At 43.0% G+C, this 18,707-nt stretch carries 15 protein-coding genes; 3 read left to right on the top strand and 12 right to left on the bottom strand.

Going from position 1 to position 18,707, the window contains the following annotated elements; genetic code table 11:
• Positions 1-17 precede the first annotated feature (17 nt).
• From glgX to ubiT, 6 genes are all read right to left on the bottom strand, one after another.
• Entirely contained in the window at positions 18-2,138 is a 2,121-nt protein-coding gene (glgX, locus tag C9J12_RS17440) for a glycogen debranching protein GlgX (RefSeq protein ID WP_107243875.1), read from the bottom strand.
• A 177-nt stretch (positions 2,139-2,315) separates the two neighbouring features.
• A complete protein-coding gene (prfC, locus tag C9J12_RS17435) occupies positions 2,316-3,896 on the bottom strand; it encodes a peptide chain release factor 3 (RefSeq protein WP_107243874.1) in 1,581 nt (526 codons plus the stop codon).
• 219 nt (positions 3,897-4,115) lie between these two features.
• Complete coding sequence (gene rimI / locus C9J12_RS17430) at positions 4,116-4,562, bottom strand: ribosomal protein S18-alanine N-acetyltransferase (protein WP_107243873.1); 447 nt, start codon at positions 4,560-4,562, stop codon at positions 4,116-4,118.
• On the bottom strand, positions 4,552-4,953 hold the full coding sequence (locus C9J12_RS17425; protein ID WP_107243872.1) for a DNA polymerase III subunit psi: 402 nt from the start codon (positions 4,951-4,953) through the stop codon (positions 4,552-4,554). Before C9J12_RS17425 ends, rimI begins: the two co-directional genes overlap by 11 nt.
• A 189-nt stretch (positions 4,954-5,142) precedes the next feature.
• Positions 5,143-5,646, bottom strand: a complete 504-nt coding sequence (locus C9J12_RS17420) for a GNAT family N-acetyltransferase (protein WP_011217392.1) — start codon at positions 5,644-5,646, stop codon at positions 5,143-5,145.
• Complete coding sequence (ubiT, locus tag C9J12_RS17415; RefSeq protein ID WP_107243871.1) at positions 5,630-6,157, bottom strand: ubiquinone anaerobic biosynthesis accessory factor UbiT; 528 nt, start codon at positions 6,155-6,157, stop codon at positions 5,630-5,632. Before ubiT ends, C9J12_RS17420 begins: the two co-directional genes overlap by 17 nt.
• Before the next feature lie 264 nt (positions 6,158-6,421).
• Here ubiT and C9J12_RS17410 point away from each other — a divergent pair, with 264 nt between their 5' ends.
• From C9J12_RS17410 to C9J12_RS17400, 3 genes are all read left to right on the top strand, one after another.
• Positions 6,422-8,461, top strand: a complete 2,040-nt coding sequence (locus C9J12_RS17410; protein WP_107243870.1) for a putative bifunctional diguanylate cyclase/phosphodiesterase — start codon at positions 6,422-6,424, stop codon at positions 8,459-8,461.
• Positions 8,462-8,603: 142 nt separating this feature from the next.
• Complete coding sequence (ubiU, locus tag C9J12_RS17405) at positions 8,604-9,611, top strand: ubiquinone anaerobic biosynthesis protein UbiU (RefSeq protein WP_107243869.1); 1,008 nt, start codon at positions 8,604-8,606, stop codon at positions 9,609-9,611.
• A gap of 11 nt (positions 9,612-9,622) precedes the next feature.
• Positions 9,623-10,498 carry a U32 family peptidase gene (locus tag C9J12_RS17400; protein WP_107243868.1) on the top strand — a complete coding sequence of 292 codons (876 nt, stop codon included), beginning with the start codon at positions 9,623-9,625 and terminating at the stop codon, positions 10,496-10,498.
• A gap of 109 nt (positions 10,499-10,607) precedes the next feature.
• On the opposite strand, the gene nlpI is transcribed toward C9J12_RS17400, so the two are convergent.
• From nlpI to infB, 6 genes are all read right to left on the bottom strand, one after another.
• A complete protein-coding gene (nlpI, locus tag C9J12_RS17395) occupies positions 10,608-11,501 on the bottom strand; it encodes a lipoprotein NlpI (protein WP_107243867.1) in 894 nt (297 codons plus the stop codon).
• Positions 11,502-11,584: 83 nt separating this feature from the next.
• Complete coding sequence (gene pnp, locus C9J12_RS17390) at positions 11,585-13,708, bottom strand: polyribonucleotide nucleotidyltransferase (RefSeq protein WP_107243866.1); 2,124 nt, start codon at positions 13,706-13,708, stop codon at positions 11,585-11,587.
• A gap of 284 nt (positions 13,709-13,992) precedes the next feature.
• Positions 13,993-14,262, bottom strand: a complete 270-nt coding sequence (gene rpsO, locus C9J12_RS17385; RefSeq protein WP_045027573.1) for a 30S ribosomal protein S15 — start codon at positions 14,260-14,262, stop codon at positions 13,993-13,995.
• 206 nt (positions 14,263-14,468) lie between these two features.
• Complete coding sequence (truB, locus tag C9J12_RS17380) at positions 14,469-15,419, bottom strand: tRNA pseudouridine(55) synthase TruB (RefSeq protein WP_107243865.1); 951 nt, start codon at positions 15,417-15,419, stop codon at positions 14,469-14,471.
• Positions 15,419-15,823, bottom strand: a complete 405-nt coding sequence (gene rbfA / locus C9J12_RS17375; protein ID WP_107243864.1) for a 30S ribosome-binding factor RbfA — start codon at positions 15,821-15,823, stop codon at positions 15,419-15,421. Before rbfA ends, truB begins: the two co-directional genes overlap by 1 nt.
• A gap of 124 nt (positions 15,824-15,947) precedes the next feature.
• Positions 15,948-18,683, bottom strand: coding sequence for a translation initiation factor IF-2 (gene infB, locus C9J12_RS17370; RefSeq protein ID WP_107243863.1), 2,736 nt, complete (start codon positions 18,681-18,683; stop codon positions 15,948-15,950).
• Between the last annotated feature and the right edge of the window lie 24 nt (positions 18,684-18,707).

The following is an 18,707-nucleotide window of genomic DNA, read 5'->3' as shown; positions in this document are numbered from 1 at the left end:
AAGCGACTTTATTATATTCACTTTTTAGCAGCCATCACCACCATGCTTCGCCCTAAGACTAAAATGCTATCAGAGTTATAAGCTGGTGCATCGTCAATATCATAAATATCAAATGGGCTTGCTTGCCCCGTGTTTATCAATAAATGCCAATCACTATGCTCGCGATTAGGGAGGGTAAATTCAAGCGGATCCCAATACGCATTACAAATAACGTATAACTCATTTTTGGTTAAAGGGTGATTCGCCGTAAGCGCCAATGAATGTGAATGCTCCGACCAATCGGGTTGATTAGGCTGTACACCATGCCAGTTAATATCAACGCTTTTGATAACCGAGTTTAATGATATGTGCATGTTCCAATCAATCGTAGGCTCTGCGCGTCTTATTAAGCTTAGCTGTTTCACAAAACGGTGAAGATCGGCATTCTGATCGACAAGTTGCCAATCAAACCAACTTAACTCATTATCTTGGCAATACGCATTATTGTTACCTTGTTGGGTACGACGAACTTCATCCCCCATATTGATCATCGGTGTGCCTAAAGACAAAAATAACGTTGCCAGCATGTTTTTACATTGTCGATTCCTGATAGCATCAATTTCAGCTATCTGCGTCGGCCCTTCAACCCCGTAATTACACGATATATTGTGGTTATCGCCATCGCGATTATCCTCCCCGTTGGCGTAATTGTGCTTCTGGTTGTAACTCACAAGATCATTTAACGTGAAGCCATCATGGGCACAGATGAAGTTCACTGAACGATGTGGCGAGTGATGGTGACTACAGTAAATATCAGGCGAGCCTAAAATACGGGAGGCAAATGTTTCTACACTGCTACTATCGCCACGCCAAAATGCGCGTATATCATCGCGGTATTTACCGTTCCATTCATTCCAGCGATCGCCAATAAAGGATCCTACTTGGTACAAGCCTGCGGCATCCCAAGCTTCAGCAATGATCTTAGTGCCACTCAAAATGGGATCGGAATCTATCGACCATAGCAATGGCGGCTCTTTCATCGGGTGACCTTGGCTATCACGAGCCAGCACCGATGCTAAGTCAAAACGAAAGCCATCAACCCGCATTTCAGTTACCCAAAAATGCAATGCATCAATAATCATTCGGCGTAAGACACTGTGATTCGCGTTACAGGTATTGCCACAACCACTGTAATTAGCGAACTTGCCAGTATCACCCTCAGTCAAATAATAGGCTTTGCTCTGTAGCCCTTTAAAGCAAAATGTTGGACCGTTTTCATCCCCTTCAGCGGTGTGATTGAACACCACATCCAAAATCACTTCGATATCCGCTTTATGTAACTCGCGCACTAGCATTTTGAATTCATCAATGGCAGCAATGGGGTTTTGCTCAACACTGTATTGAGCATGTACCGAAAAAAAGTTTATAGGACTATAGCCCCAATAGTTCTGCCGCCCTTCAGGTGCATCATGGATATCAAATTGCTGTACTGGCATTAACTCAACAGCCGTTATGCCTAATTCTTTAAGGTACGGTATTTTTTCAATAATGCCTGCAAATGTGCCCCGCTTAGCGTCGGTAACACCAGATGATGGATGTTTGGTAAACCCACCTACATGCATTTCATAGATAACGGTATCAGTCAGAGAATGACTGGGGGTGCATGATTCTTGCCAATCAAAATGGCGATGATCAACCACAATGCTTTTCATACAAGCATCCATGTTTGAGCCCGGATCTATCGCCCGCTGGCGACTGTAATTTTGACTGAAGCAAACCGCATGGCTGTAAGGATCGATTAGTACTTTGTCTTTATCAAATCGCAGCCCTTTATCGGGTTGCCAAGGGCCATTAACTTGAAAAGCATACACCTGACCATGACCAATATTGCCCACGAACATGAACCAATAATGGCCGCGCTTATGAAGAATAGGGTCTAGATCAAAAGAAAAGAAAGGTGCATCAGCGTGCTGATGGTGGAACAGGTGAAGAGTGACTTTCGTGGCATCTTTTGAATAGAGGCTAAAGTTAACGCCGTTGTCTTTTGCTGTCGCCCCTAGAGGTGATGCTTCACCAATCCATGTGAAAATATCTCGGTTTGCTACATTAGTATTTGTAACACAACTCTTTTGCTCACCCGTGGGTACTACATTATCCATTGTTTAGCTCCTTGTTGCCCATATGCACAACAGGAGTATACACCCAAGCTACCTAAAGATGCAGGATTCAGAGTGATATCAGGTTGTTGGTTGATATCAGGAGATAAAGCACAAAAAAAGCCGCCACAAATGTGACGGCCTTCTGAACATGTTACTCGTTGGTGACTCTAATTACGCTTAGTGTTCACGAGTGGCATGGAATTCAACAGCAGGGAAACGCTCTTTCGCCAAATTCAAATTGACCATGGTTGGTGCAACATATGCTAAGTTATCACCGCCATCGAGAGCGAGGTTCTGTTGGTTTTTACGTTTGAATTCTTCAAATGTTTTCACATCATCACACTCAACCCAACGTGCTGTCGCGACATTAATACCTTCGTAGATTGCTTCTACGTTGTATTCTGCTTTTAAGCGTGCCACAACCACATCAAACTGAAGCACACCCACCGCACCAACAATCAAATCATTGTTTTGTAAAGGACGGAAGACCTGTACAGCACCTTCTTCAGAAAGCTGTACCAAACCTTTAAGCAACTGCTTCTGTCTCAATGGATCTTTTAGGCGAATACGACGGAACAGTTCAGGAGCAAAGTTTGGAATACCAGCAAACTTAAGGTTCTCACCTTGGGTGAACGTATCACCAATCTGAATCGTACCGTGGTTATGCAAACCAATGATGTCGCCCGCATACGCTTGTTCAGCACGAGTACGGTCACCAGCCATAAAGGTTACCGCATCAGAAATACTGACATTTTTACCAGTACGTACATGGTTCATTTTCATGCCTTGGTTATAAGTACCTGACACGATACGCATAAAGGCGATACGGTCGCGGTGCTTAGGATCCATGTTGGCTTGAATTTTAAAAACGAAACCCGAGAATTTCTCTTCGACGGCTTCTACATCGCGCTCATTCGCTTTACGTGTTTGTGGTGCTGGCGCCCACTGCGTTAAGCCTTCAAGCATGTGGTCAACACCAAAGTTACCCAATGCTGTACCAAAGAATACAGGCGTTAATTCACCTTTCAAGAACAACTCAAGATCAAATTCGTGCGCAGCACCAATAACCAGTTCAAGTTCTTCACGTACGCTTGCAGCTAATGCTTCACCAACAGCGACATCTAACTCAGGGTTGTCTAACCCTTTAATTATACGTACTTCTTGAATCTCGTGGCCGTGGCCAGATTCATACAAAACAGTTTCATCACGGTGAATGTGGTAAATACCTTTAAATTCTTTACCACACCCAATCGGCCATGAAATTGGCGCACAAGCCATCTTTAGCTCGGTTTCAACTTCATCTAATACTTCCATTGGATCACGTACTTCACGGTCCATTTTATTCATGAAAGTAACGATTGGCGTATCACGTAAACGGGTTACTTCCATCAACTTACGCGTACGATCTTCGACACCTTTAGCGGCATCGATAACCATAAGACATGAGTCAACAGCCGTTAATGTACGGTACGTATCTTCCGAGAAATCTTCGTGTCCAGGAGTATCAAGAAGGTTCACGAGGCAATCATTGAATGGGAACTGCATCACAGAAGTCGTTACTGAGATACCACGTTCTTTTTCCATTTCCATCCAGTCTGATTTCGCGTGTTGATTAGAACCGCGACCTTTTACGGTACCCGCTTTTTGAATAGCGTTTCCGAATAAAAGAACTTTTTCAGTAATGGTGGTTTTACCCGCATCGGGGTGAGAAATGATGGCAAACGTTCTACGTTTACCCACTTCTTGTAAAAAAGACATAAGTGTTGATAATCCTGTGAGAGATTCCAATAGGGGCTGACCCTAGAAAAGTGCCATCGCCTGCGTAGGCAGGGAACTGCGAAAATTGTGTTATAGCAACAAATTACATGTCGACCTCAATCGTACGCAGGAAATAGATGGAACTCAGGAGCCTGATAATGGCGGAATTATACGCAAATCCCACGAAAAGAAACAGAGATAACAAAGGAGATATAAAGGCTACATAACCAAATACGTCATAATTAACGCATCTTCACGTCCATTTTCTGATGGGTAATACCCTTCACGGCGGTTTATCTCGTTAAAGCCAGTCGCTTCATACAGTTTATAAGCACGAACATTACTGGCGCGCACTTCTAACCAAATATCTTCAGCATTCCGCTGTTGTAATATATCAATAAAGCCTTCTAACAACGCTTTACCGTAACCCTTGCCTTGCTGATTAGGATCAACCGCAATATTCAGTAATGTTGCCTCACCAGCTACAAGCTGACCATAACAATAGCCCACGAGTATATCATCGACTAACAAAACAAAATTCGTCGCGATATTATTAGGCTCTTTACGAATCATCGATTCAGCCCAAGGAAAAGTGTTGGCGGCACGTTCTATACGCCAAACATCATCATGGTGTTGCGATTCAAGTGGAACAATTTTATTTATCATAAGAACAAATCTGCTGCCATAAGGCTTTTTTACTTGATGGGTTTGAATGCATTGCTCGCAATGAACTGGAATTCAACACTTGGCAACCAACTGGGTGTGCGCCTTGGCAACCTGCAAACCAACACCAGGTTAAATGATGTTCTGCAACTTGCTCTACCGCTTCTAAAGGTAATGATAACGCTTGTTCAGGCTTCAATTTCATACTGCCTAAAATGCGCCCAAATAGCCAAGCATCATGTTCGTTCAGTTCATCATCAGTAATAAACAATAGTTTGCAACTTTCAGGTAGATCGATGACAGGTACTTGCATATTAGGGAAGAACTCCGGTTTGCGTACCTGCCAATAGGTTAACCCCATTTCTTGCAATACCTGAATATCACGCTGTTTCATTCAATACTCACAATAAGCTTCTAGTAGTGATAAACACTTTGGGCGGCAATCCTATCAAATTCACACCACACCACCAAGACATACCCAGCATGCGTTTAATATAGCCACCATCAAAAATAAAAAACCACCGTTAAGGTGGTATTTTATGATGAATATAGAATCAAGCTATATTCCGTGATATTACCGAGATTACAGAGCTGAAAATTCTTCACTGTATTTAACGACGCCTGATTTTCCTGCCAAATGCTCAGGTATCACTTCTAAAACCATAAAGGCTTCATCAGGTACTTCCCAAATACAGCCAAGACCGTGCTCAGAAGCTTTCTCGAAACCCACTTGTGGATAATATTCACTGTGACCAAGCACAACGACAACAGGGTAACCAAAATCAGCCAGCATTATTTTTGCTTCTTCCATTAATGCTTTTCCGATACCTTGTCGTTGGTATTCAGGTTTTACCGATAATGGCGCTAAGCCTTGCCAATTATCATCCACATCATCAACGGTAACAGGGCTAAAGAGGATATGTCCAATCACCTCGCCGTCATCACTACACGCAACAAGAGATAATGTACGGTGACTATTCTCACGTAATCTCATCACTAAATCGGCTTCAGCATCGGTCTCAAACACCGTCTTCAACAATCGATCTATGGGTAGAATATCCGCAGGCGCTTCAGTTCTTATGAGCATTCATAACCTCTTTTTCAGCACCAGCATCTTGCATTCCTTTTTGAATGAAGTCTGCCGATTGCTGTAACAAAAATTTGAGCGGCGAAGGCAAAGAATCCAGATCAATACTGTCCATCAAGTTCTTTACTTCCAGTCCTAACTCAGTATCCCCTTCAATACGAAGACGACGTTGAAAAAATAAGGTGTCAGGGTCTTCTTTACGTGCGGCAATTAAGACTAAGTCATTACATTCGCCACTGAAGCTAACATCTTCTTGCTCGATATGTTCAGCGACGACTAGTTTGTCATCTTGGTAACTAATATACCAGTGCAGTTCTAAATCCCTGACTTCGACTTTTAACCATCGTCCATCAAGAAATTCAAAATCACCATCTTCTAACGCTTCCTTAAAAACGAGTGTTAAGCCTTCTAACATCATTTTTTTCTGAACCGTAAAAGGCGTCAATTTTGCTGGAACGCGTAATAACGCAGGACCATGTTGAACAATGTGCTTTCGAAGTTGGGTTATCACTGTATGTATATTCCTATCTCTACCGCTATTAATACCTGATTGTATTGCAACCTTGGCAAACAGTTTCATGCCTTGAGTCAAAAAAAATGCTTCTCTCAACGCAAAATTTAGAATTCTTCCTCATTCACGGGTTATATTACAGAACACGACTCATGAGATGAAACATTAAAATCATAGTCACCCTTTATAGTGCTACCCATTAGGGTTATTCAATTCGGTAACCCCGCGCTATTTTCAATCTGAATATGGATATACGGTGCTTTAATGCCGACAGAGCAACTTAATTATTGGTTTCCTCTGCTCACAGATAACAGTCCGTTTCTGTTTGCAGTATTAGATCCACAACATAACTACTTAGTCGTTAATAACCGTTACTGCGAAATAAGCGGTCTTCAACGTGATGATCTTGTAGGTCAAAATGACAGAGACATTCTAGGGCAAGCCTTCTATCGCTCTCTGCGTCCATTTTATGAACGTGCCTTTCAAGGGGAATCCGTCGAAGGTGAAGTCGTTCTGGATGACAGCCGTCATGAAACCAGTATGCATTTCAGCCTATCACCACTGCGAAATAAAACTGGGGATGTTGGCCATATTGTTCTGCATTCAGTCGATACCTCTGAACGACAAATTTTGGTTAACTCACTTGAAGAGCTTGAGCATCAATTAAATCAGCTGAATGAATTGATCTCTGACGGCATGTGTATTGTTGAAGCTGACATAATTATATCGGCCAACCAAGTTGCGGCGAATTTATTAGGATTCGATGATTCTAAAGAATTATTAGGTGAAGAGCTTGGGCGTTTACTGATTGATAGCCATAGTCAGCGCATCTTAGGTGAAACTCTGTCTCAAATACCGAGTGGCGATCCCCGTAAATGCCACACAAGCCCACGCTGCTGTACCGAGCGTCCATTATTGGTCACCACATCAGACATTACTTTAATGGGTTCACCCGCTAAACTGGTTAAACTACAAGACGCAGCTGAACATACGATGCAACAAGGACAAGTTGAACAGCTTGTTCATACCGATCCATTAACGGGTTTGTACAATCGCCATGGCTTTAGCCGTCGATTAGAAAGTCTAATCACCAATGAAACACCACTGGTCATGCTGTACCTTGATATCGATAACTTCAAAAATATTAATGATTCATTAGGTCATCATATTGGCGATCGGGTACTGCAAGAAATCTCTCAACGCTTACGCCGTTTATTGCCGGAAAATGCCATTATTGGTCATTTGGGTGGCGATGAATTTGGGATTGTTTTATCTGAACCTGAGCACGATAGAGCGGGAGATCTCGTTGCTCAGCAAGTTATCTCGTTAATTAACCAACCTTTTGATCTGCACCATTTCAGCAAACATTTAGCGTGCTCAATTGGCATGGTGTCTTACCCTGGTAATGGTAATGATGCACGTATTTTGCTGCAAAATGCCGATACCGCGATGTATGAAGCAAAAAATCGTGGGCGTAATCGTTTAGTTAAATTCAATGAAGCCATGAATAAAGAAGCGCGCATGCGCTTGTGGTTAGAAATAGAACTTCAAAAAGTACTGCAAAATAATGGGTTAGAAGTCTGGTATCAACCCAAAGTAAATGCTCGCGACTTTGCTATTAATGGTGCAGAAGCATTAGTTCGCTGGAAGCACCCTGTTGAAGGTTATATTAGCCCGGCACAATTTATTCCCGTCGCTGAAAACTCTGGATTAATCGAGCAGCTTGGCTTGGTCGTTATGCGAGAAGTTTTCACAACGGTAAGACGCTGGAAACAACAAGGTATCTTATCTGGACGTGTGGCGATCAACTTATCACCACAACAATTTGGTAACCCAAACCTCATTGATTTCGTGAAAAAGCTACTCAAAAGCACAGGTGTCAATGCCACAGATATTACCTTTGAATTAACCGAAAGCGCCGTAATGAGTGATGGCGAACACACCATACAAATGTTAAACGCGATAAAAAAACTCGGGTTTGCATTATCGATAGATGACTTTGGTACTGGCTATTCATCGCTATCGTATTTAGCGCGTTTTCCACTTGATGAGCTAAAAATTGACCGCGCCTTTATTAATGACATCGATACGGTGCCCAAGCAGGTAACCCTGATTGAAAATATCATTAACTTGGGCAAAGCCCTTAATATGAGTATCGTCGCCGAAGGGGTCGAAACACGTCAACAAGCAACCTTGTTGTCAAACCTCAATTGTGACTATATCCAAGGGTTCCATTTCTATCGTCCGTTGCCAAAAAATGAACTCGAAGCGATTTTAGTAAAAAACAGTCGAAGTAAAGATTAATCACTTTTTATATGTCCATCTACCACTAAAAAGTTGTCCTAAATCAACAAAAACCTGCCTGACATCAAAACAAGGGGGCACTAAGCCCCCTACTATTTGCTCTATTAATTATTCCCATCAAAGACTGGTTGATAAAAATAATATGGAGCTACTTTGCCCCGCTGGTAACCTTCCAGCCTTAAAAACAGCGATTGATAACGGTGCTGACGCGGTATACATCGGCTTTAAAGATGATACAAATGCCCGCCATTTCGCTGGTTTAAACTTTACAGGTCGTAAGCTAGAAAAAGCCGTTCAGTATGTGCAAGATCACAACAGAAAGCTGCACGTTGCCCTTAATACTTTCGCCCACCCAGACGGTTTTAACCGCTGGACGAAAGCGGTCGACAATGCTGTTGCTATGGGGGTAGATGCCCTCATCGTCGCTGATATTGCAGTATTAGAATATGCCGCAACGCGTTATCCTGATCTTGAACTGCACTTATCGGTTCAAGCATCAGCAACCAATACTGCTGCCATTGATTTCTATAAACAGAACTTCAATGTGAAGCGCGTAGTATTGCCGCGTGTACTGTCGATTCATCAAGTAAAGCAACTCGCACGTAATACCGATATGGCTCTAGAGGTATTCGCGTTTGGTAGCTTGTGCATTATGGCTGAAGGTCGTTGTTACTTATCTTCTTACATGACAGGTGAATCGCCCAATACGGTAGGTGCATGCTCACCGGCTAAATATGTTCGCTGGCAAGAAACGGCGCAAGGGCTTGAATCTCGCTTAAACGATGTATTAATTGATCGTTATGCCGCTGGCGAAAATGCAGGCTACCCGACCCTGTGTAAAGGTCGCTTCGATGTCAATATTGATGGTGATAATAAGCGCTACCACGCCTTGGAAGAGCCGACGAGCCTCAATACGTTAGAAATATTACCGGAACTCTTTGCCGCCAATATTGCATCGGTAAAAATAGAAGGTCGGCAGCGTAGCCCGGCTTATGTTGAGCAGGTAACCAAAACATGGCGAGCAGCCATTGATCGTTATAAAGCCAATCCTGAAGGCTATAGCGTAGAGCCAGCTTGGAATACGTGCTTAGGCAACGTCTCTGAAGGTAAACAAACAACACTCGGTGCTTATCACCGTAAATGGCAATAAAGGAGCCAAACATGAAATACTCTTTGGGGCCTCTTCTTTATTTTTGGCCAAAAACCGACGTTGAAGATTTTTATCAACAAGCAAAAGAAACAGACACCGATATCATCTACCTTGGTGAAACTGTTTGTTCAAAACGTCGTGAAATGAAGCCTGCTCATTGGTTTGATATTGCAAAAGATATCTCATCTACTGGTAAGCAAGTTGTCTTGTCTACGATGGCATTGCTGGAAGCACCTAGCGAAGTCAACATCATGAAAAAGTACATCGATAACGGCGATTTCATTATAGAAGCTAACGATGTGTCAGCAATTCAACTCGCTCATGAGAAAAAAGTGCCGTTTGTAGTTGGCGCTGCCGTTAATTGCTACAACGCCCAGACGCTGAACCTTTTTCTGAAAAAAGGCATGACGCGCTGGTGTATGCCCGTCGAACTGTCTAAAGAGTGGCTCCAGAATGTTGTCGTCGAATGCGAAAAATTAGGTATTCGAGATAAGTTTGAAACGGAAGTTTTCAGCTATGGTTATCTGCCTCTGGCCTATTCAGCTCGTTGTTTTACTGCTCGCGCTGAAGATAAAGCCAAAGATGATTGCGAAACCTGTTGTATCAAGTATCCAACAGGCATTACCGTTAATAGCCAAGAAGACCAAAAAGTCTTTACGCTAAATGGCATTCAAACCCAGTCTGGCTACTGTTATAACTTGGTCAACGATTTGAAGAGCATGCAGGACCTCGTTGACGTTGTACGTTTAAGCCCGCTCAGTATCGATACGCTAAGCAAAGTGAACGACTTTAAATTAAATGAACAAAGCACCACTCGCCATTCGTTAGTGGGGGGTCATCACTGCAATGGTTATTGGCATAACGTTGCTGGTCTAAATATCGAGTAACATTTTTTATTCAAATAATTGTTATTCAAACATTTTTAATCAGATACAAAAAAGCCGCGACAATCGCGGCTTTTCTTCATAGCGTTATGTGGCAATCAATAGAAAGAAACTAGTTAGTCTCTTTTTGTCCATTTTGTGCTTCATAAGCCGCCATAATTCTGCTGATTTCTAACAATGAGAAACGGTGCTCAACAAACTCATACACATTACCCGCTAAGGCTAACTTGTATAGCATCACAGCCGCAGAAAAATCATTTTGTTGTTGATACGCCTTCGCAAGGTAGAAGTACCCTTCAGTCAAACGCTCTGCCAACTGATCGTTGCTTTCACTTTTTGTCGCAATCTCATTTAAAAATTGAGTTTCTGTGATTTCACCAAGATACAGACGCACAATTTGCCATCCCCAATCTTGCTTATCACTGGCATCATAACGTAGCTTTAATTTTTGAGCTGCCGTTTCAGAATCTTGTTCAAATTCAACGAAATATAACCAAATAACACGATAAGGGTCATTCACACCTTGTTGGTAATGCACCAACAAATCATCGTGAGCCAATGCTAAACGACCACCATAATATAAAGCGATACCACGGTTACGCAGAGCAAACGGATGCAGAGGGTTTAACTCTAGGGTTGAATCAAACGCTTCATACGCTGCATCAAAATGGGCACTTTGGGTAAAATACACACCGAGAATATTAAAAACATCAGGCTGATTTGGCTTCAACGAAAGAGACTGGTTAAAATCAAGGCGTGCCAAATCACGTAAGCCCAGGCTGTCATTCAATAAACCACGCTCATAAAACATTTGTGCAACGGTATCTTTATCGAGATCATCACGCTTTAGTAATTGATCAATACGCGCCAATTGTATTTGCTGTTGAATCGTAGGCTGAAATGGCACAGCCATCGGAGGATGGGTCCATTTCGCTTGAGACGATGCACATCCTGTTAGTACCATCACTGCGGCAATACATACGAGCTTTAACCTGTTTGCAATCAATGCTGTTCTCCCTGAAGTACACAATTTAGATATAAAAAAAGGGGCTAATTAGCCCCTTTATAACATGCTTTGTGAAGAAAGACTTAGCCTTGTGGCTGTTCGTCTTGTACTGGAGCAGGGTTTTGATCTGCAACAGCTTCTTTCATGCTTAGGCGAATACGACCCTGACGGTCGATTTCAAGTACTTTAACTTGAACTTCTTGACCCATTTGTAGATGGTCAGATACTTTCTCTACACGCTCTTGAGCGATTTGAGAAATGTGTACCAAGCCTTCTTTAGCACCGATAACTGATACGAATGCACCGAAGTCTACGATACGCATTACTTTACCAGTATAGATGCGACCAACTTCAACGTCAGCAGTGATTTCTTCGATACGACGGATAGCTTCTTTAGCTGCGGCACCTTCAGTTGCTGCAATCTTGATTGTACCGTCGTCTTCGATTTCAATTGTAGTACCAGTTTCTTCAGTTAGTGCACGGATAACTGCACCACCTTTACCGATAACATCTTTAATCTTGTCAGAACTGATCTTCATCGTATGAATACGAGGAGCAAACTGAGAGATATCATCACGGTGAGTACCAATTGCATCGTCCATCACGCTAAGGATGTGCTTACGTGCACCTTTAGCTTGATTTAGAGCGATCTGCATGATCTCTTTAGTGATACCTTCAATTTTGATATCCATCTGAAGTGCTGTGATACCGTCGTCAGTACCCGCTACTTTAAAGTCCATGTCACCTAGGTGATCTTCGTCACCAAGGATGTCAGAAAGAACAACGAAATCGTCGCCTTCTTTAACAAGACCCATTGCGATACCCGCAACAGACGCTTTAATTGGCACACCAGCATCCATAAGCGCTAGAGAAGTACCACATACAGAAGCCATTGAAGATGAACCGTTAGATTCAGTGATTTCCGATACAACACGTACTGTGTATGGGAATTCTTCAACAGAAGGCATTACAGCAGCAATACCACGCTTAGCAAGCTTACCGTGACCAATTTCACGACGCTTAGGTGAACCGACAAAGCCAGTTTCACCAACACAGTATGGAGGGAAGTTGTAGTGTAGAAGGAAGTTATCTTTCTTCTCACCCATGATGCTGTCGATGATTTGAGCATCACGTTGTGTACCAAGCGTAGCAGTAACTAGCGCCTGAGTTTCACCACGTGTAAACAAAGAAGAACCGTGAGTACGTGGAAGTACACCTGTACGTACGTCTAGCGCACGAACCATGTCTTTTTCACGACCATCGATACGTGGGTTACCCGCAATGATACGGCTACGTACAACGTGCTTCTCAAGAGAGCTTAACATGCCACGAAGTTCACGCTCATCAAGCGTTTCGTCTTCAGCAAGAAGGCTTGCAACAACATCGTTCTTAATAGAACCGACTTCGTCGTAACGTGCCATTTTTTCAGTGATTTGGTATGCGTCAGAAAGGCGAGTTTCAGCTTTATCAGCAACGCGCGCTTTAAGTTCAGCATTAACTACTGGTGCAGTCCAATCCCAAGCAGGAGTTGCTACTTCAGCCGCAAACTCATTGATTGCGTTGATAACAACTTGTTGTTGGTCGTGACCATAAACAACAGCTTGTAGCATTGTCTCTTCAGATAGGCGATCAGCTTCTGATTCAACCATTAGAACAGCGTCTTTAGTACCAGAAACAACTAAATCTAGACGGCTTTCTACTAGCTCATTGTTGCTTGGGTTAAGAACGAATTGATCGTTAACAAAACCAACACGTGCTGCACCGATAGGACCATTGAACGGTAGACCTGAAATAGCAAGTGCCGCAGACGTTGCGATCATAGTGATCATGTCTGGGTTTACATCTGGGTTTACAGAAACCACAGTTGCAATTATTTGTACTTCGTTTTTGAATGCACTTGGGAATAACGGACGGATAGGACGGTCAATTAGACGTGCTGTAAGCGTTTCACCTTCAGAAGGGCGACCTTCACGCTTGAAGAAACCACCAGGGATTTTACCTGCAGCGTATGTACGCTCTTGGTAGTTAACTGTTAGAGGGAAGAAACTTTGGCCTTCAACAGCTTCTTTCTTACCAACAACAGATACAAACACAGACGTATCGTCCATGCTTGCCATAACAGCAGCAGTCGCTTGACGTGCCATAACACCAGTTTCTAGGGTAACTGTGTGGTTACCGTACTGGAAAGTCTTTACGATAGGATTCACGTGAATTTCCTTAATATTATTCGCATTTTATTTGCGCCATTGAGTATATCTGACACAAAGAAAGGCGTCATGTGATGAAACCCACTTTTCGATGATTTTACATATCGCGACTAATGAAAATTATCTATCGAATCAATATTTTCACTTATTCGTCAAATAACATTCATTAGCCGCGACCTTAAGGTCGGGAAAACGACTGCATAATCAGGGTAAAGGTGTATTTCAGTAAATATAGAGCCTAATAAAAAGAAAGGAGCCATAAGGCTCCTTTCTCGAAAGCAATCTTAGCGACGTAGGCCTTGACGCTTGATAAGATCTTGGTAACGATCAAGATTCTTACCTTTAAGGTAGTCTAGAAGCTTACGACGGCGAGAAACCATACGTAATAGACCGCGACGGCTGTGGTGGTCGTGTTTGTGGTTAGCAAAGTGACCTTGAAGGTGGTTGATTTGTGCTGTTAAAAGCGCAACCTGAACTTCAGGTGAACCAGTGTCGTTTTCGCATTGTGCGTAATCAGCAACGATAGCTGCTTTAGTTTCTGCATTCAGAGACATAACTCTTCCTAATACTAGATGTTTTTAATTTGTGTCGCCAATCTCTGATTCAGCCGACACCCGAACCGCGGATTATACTGGCAGCATAGAGCCGCTGCAAGAAAAAAGAATAGAAAGAAAAATGCGATGAAAATAGTGACTATTTTCATCGCATTTATTATTCGAATCGCAGGCATATAACTGCTCAAATAACAGTTAGCTAACGCTTATGCTTCATCTTGCTTGTTAGCCATAACACGCTTAGGCGCAACCATATTGTTTTGGTCTATTTCACCAATACCAATGAAGTCACGTTGTTCCCCAACGGTAATGCGCACTAATGTACCTTGTTCTGGCACTTTGCTCGCTTTTACTGGCTGACCATGCAAAATAGCATCGCCACCTTCAACAGTTACATTCGCCTCAGGCAAATCTTGTACTGCAGAATCTGTCGGTAACAATAGTGGATCAAGTAATTCGCCAGGTTCAATACCTTGCTCTATTGCTTGATCACGCAATGCTTGAAGTTGTTCTAAGGTAACAACGTTTTCCATCGGGTAGTCAGACACACCGGTACGACGTAAATATACAACGTGTGCGCCACAACCCAGCATTTCACCAAGGTCATCGGTAATAGTACGAATGTAAGTCCCTTTTGAACAATGCACTTCCATTTCAACTTCATGACCTTCAAAGCGAAGAAGCTCAATAGAGTGAACGGTGATTTTACGAGATTCACGAGGAATTTCGATACCTTCACGGGCATATTCATAAAGAGGGCGACCTTGATATTTCAATGCTGAAAACATTGAAGGGATCTGGTCAGTCGTGCCACGGAACTTAGCGATACAACGTTCAAGCTGACCACGGTCAACTTTCACGTCACGCGTTTCAACAACTTCACCATCAGAGTCAGAGGTATTTGTACGCTCACCTAATTTTGCAATTACACGGTAGCGCTTATCTGAATCCAATAAAAATTGAGAAAACTTCGTCGCTTCACCAAAACAAATCGGCAGCATACCTGTTGCTAATGGATCTAGCGCTCCAGTATGACCCGCTTTTTGAGCAAAGAAGATACGCTTTACTTTTTGCAGCGTATCATTCGAAGTAATTCCGGTTGGTTTATCGAGAAGAATAACTCCATCGATTGGACGACCCTTACGACGACGTGCCATTACTTATCCTCACCTTCTTCCGTGTTATCTTCATCAACACGACGCTTTTCGTCATCACGAACAGCATTAGAAACTAAGTTTGAAATGCGCATACCTTCAGTCAATGACTCATCAAAGATGAACGTAAGTTCAGGGGTTACGCGTAGGCGAATTTGCTTACCAAGCAGTGAGCGAATGTACGGTGCCATTTCACGCAAAACAGCTAGGCTGCCTTTTGGTGTTTGTTCGCCGATAGTGAAAAATGTTACAAACACTTTTGCGTAACACATGTCACGAGATACTTCGACACTTGAAATTGTCGTCATGCCAACACGTGGATCTTTAAGCTCACGTTGAAGGATAACAGCAAGCTCTTTTTGTAGCTGTTGCGCAACACGCTGGGTACGACTGAATTCTTTAGCCATTTTAACTATCTCTCTTAAAGAAACGGGCTATCTTAAAGAAGAAAGCGCTCTTGAAAGAATGGGGAGCCTAAGCTCCCCATTGGGTTGTATGTTTACTTAATAAGATAAGTAACAACCTTGATGATTAATCAAGAGTACGTTGAATCTCAATGATTTCAAACACTTCGATCTGGTCACCAACGCGAACATCATTGTAGTTCTTAACGCCAATACCACATTCGTAGCCATTCTTAACTTCGTTAGTATCATCTTTGAAGCGACGTAGTGATTCTAGCTCACCTTCGTAGATAACCACGTTGTCACGTAGAACACGGATAGGGTTATTACGCTTGATAGTACCTTCAGTAACCATACAACCAGCAATTGCGCCAATCTTAGGAGATTTGAATACATCACGAACTTCAGCTAGACCAATGATTTCCTGACGGAATTCAGGAGCAAGCATACCGCCCATTGCTGCCTTAACTTCATCAATCAATTGGTAAATGATTGAGTAGTAACGTAGGTCAAGGTTTTCGTTCTCAATCATACGACGAGCAGGAACATCAGCACGAACGTTGAAACCAAGAATGATTGCATTAGACGCTGCAGCTAGTACGGCATCAGTTTCAGTAATACCACCAACACCCGAACCAACAACCTTCACTTTAACTTCGTCTGTAGACAACTTCATTAGTGAATCAGCAATCGCTTCGATAGAACCTTGTACATCTGCTTTCAGTACAACGTTACATTCAGCAACTTCACCAGCTTCCATGTGTGAGAACATGTTTTCTAGTTTAGATTTTTGCTGACGTGCTAGTTTAACATCACGGAATTTACCTTGACGGTAAAGTGCAACTTCACGTGCTTTACGATCATCACGTACAACAGTCGCTTCGTCACCCGATGCTGGCACACCAGAAAGACCTAAGATCTCAACTGGGATAGAAGGACCTGCACTCTCGATGTCTTTACCATTTTCATCGCGCATTGCACGAACACGGCCATGCTCAAGACCACAAAGAACGATATCGCCCTTACGTAAAGTACCTGATTGAACAAGTACTGTTGCTACTGGACCACGACCTTTATCAATACGAGATTCAACAACAACACCGCTAGCCATACCTTCTTTAACTGCAGTCAGTTCAAGAATTTCAGACTGAAGTAAGATAGCTTCTAGCAAACCGTCAATGTTAGTACCTTCCTTAGCAGAGATGTGAACAAACATGTTCTCACCGCCCCACTCTTCAGGAATAATATCGTACTGAGCTAGCTCATTCTTAACGTTGTCTGGGTTTGCGCCGTCTTTATCGATCTTGTTCACAGCAACGATCAAAGGAACACCTGCCGCTTTAGCGTGCTGGATTGCTTCGACTGTTTGAGGCATAACGCCATCATCTGCTGCGACTACTAGTACAACGATATCTGTCGCTTGAGCACCACGAGCACGCATAGCGGTAAACGCTGCGTGTCCCGGAGTATCAAGGAAAGTAATCATACCGCTACCAATTTCAACGTGGTAAGCACCGATATGCTGCGTAATACCGCCAGCTTCGCCAGAAGCAACGTGTGCTTTACGAATGTAATCAAGCGTTGATGTTTTACCGTGGTCAACGTGACCCATGATAGTAACAACAGGTGCGCGAGACTCAACAGCTTGTGTCTCACCGCGGTCAGACATTAGTGCTTCTTCAAGTTCATTTTCTTTACGGAAAATAACTTTGTGACCCATTTCTTCAGCAACAAGTGCCGCTGTTTCTTGGTCGATTACCTGATTAATGGTAACCATAGCGCCCATCTTCATCATTGCTTTGATGACTTCAGTCGCTTTTACTGACATTTTATTAGCCAGTTCAGAAACAACAATTGTTTCGCCAATCACAACATCTGATTTAGCGACTGTCGCTGTTTTATCAAAACCTTGTTGCATTGAAGTAGGCGCATTAACCTGAGGTTTTTGCTTACCACGTCCACCACGTTGGTTACGACCACCACGACCTTTACGATCATCTGCTTTTTTAGCAGCTGGCTTTTTCTTACGACGAGTACCAGTGGTTTCTTCTTTACGATCTTGCTCATCTTCCGCAGCACGGGCGTGAGTAGATGTTGTTACGTGGTAATCTGATTTTTCCATACTTGTTGTTGCATTCTGCTCAGTAGCTGACCAGGTTTTTTCATTTGTTTCTGCCATTTTGCGGGCCTCTTCTAGCTGACGCTGACTATCTTCTTCGGCTTTACGCTTGGCTTCCTCTTCCCGGCGAAGTTGCAATAACTCAGTTTCACTCTTAGCCTGTTCGACAGCGACGGTGCGTTTAGCTTTCTCTTCGGCTTTACGCTTATCTGTAGCTTCACGCTTCACCGTATCCTCAGTGTTACATTTAGCCTTATTTTCTTCTTCACGCTTCGCTTTTTCTTCAGCCAAACGCGCTTCTTCTACTTTACGTTTTGCAGCTTCCTCTACTTCTCGCTTAGCGTTCAATTCAGCATCTTGCTGAGCTTGAGCTTCACGTTGTGTAGTTTCTTCTGCGACACGTTTAGCGTCATCAGCAGCACGCTGCTCTTCTTCAAGAGCTGAGCGCTTCACGAAAGTACGCTTTTTACGTACTTCCACTTGAACACTTTTACTTTTACCACCCGTACCTGACACACTTAAAGTGCTGTGTGTCTTACGTTGTAAAGTAAGGCGAGTTGGAGTGCCATCAGTACTCTCACCACCGTGCTCTTTTTGCAGGTGTGACAATAGAGACTGCTTCTCGGTTTGGCTTACGTTATCTTCAGCTTTCTTGCTGATACCAGCATCGGAAAACTGTTGAAGCAAACGGTCAATTGGTGTTCCCACTTCTTCCGCTAATGCTTTAACTGTAACCTCTGACATACTGCTCCTCCCTTGCTAATTTTT

Origin of the sequence: Photobacterium frigidiphilum (assembly GCF_003025615.1) — a bacterium.
Lineage (GTDB): Bacteria > Pseudomonadota > Gammaproteobacteria > Enterobacterales > Vibrionaceae > Photobacterium > Photobacterium frigidiphilum.
This window is presented reverse-complemented; position numbering and strand designations above follow the sequence as displayed.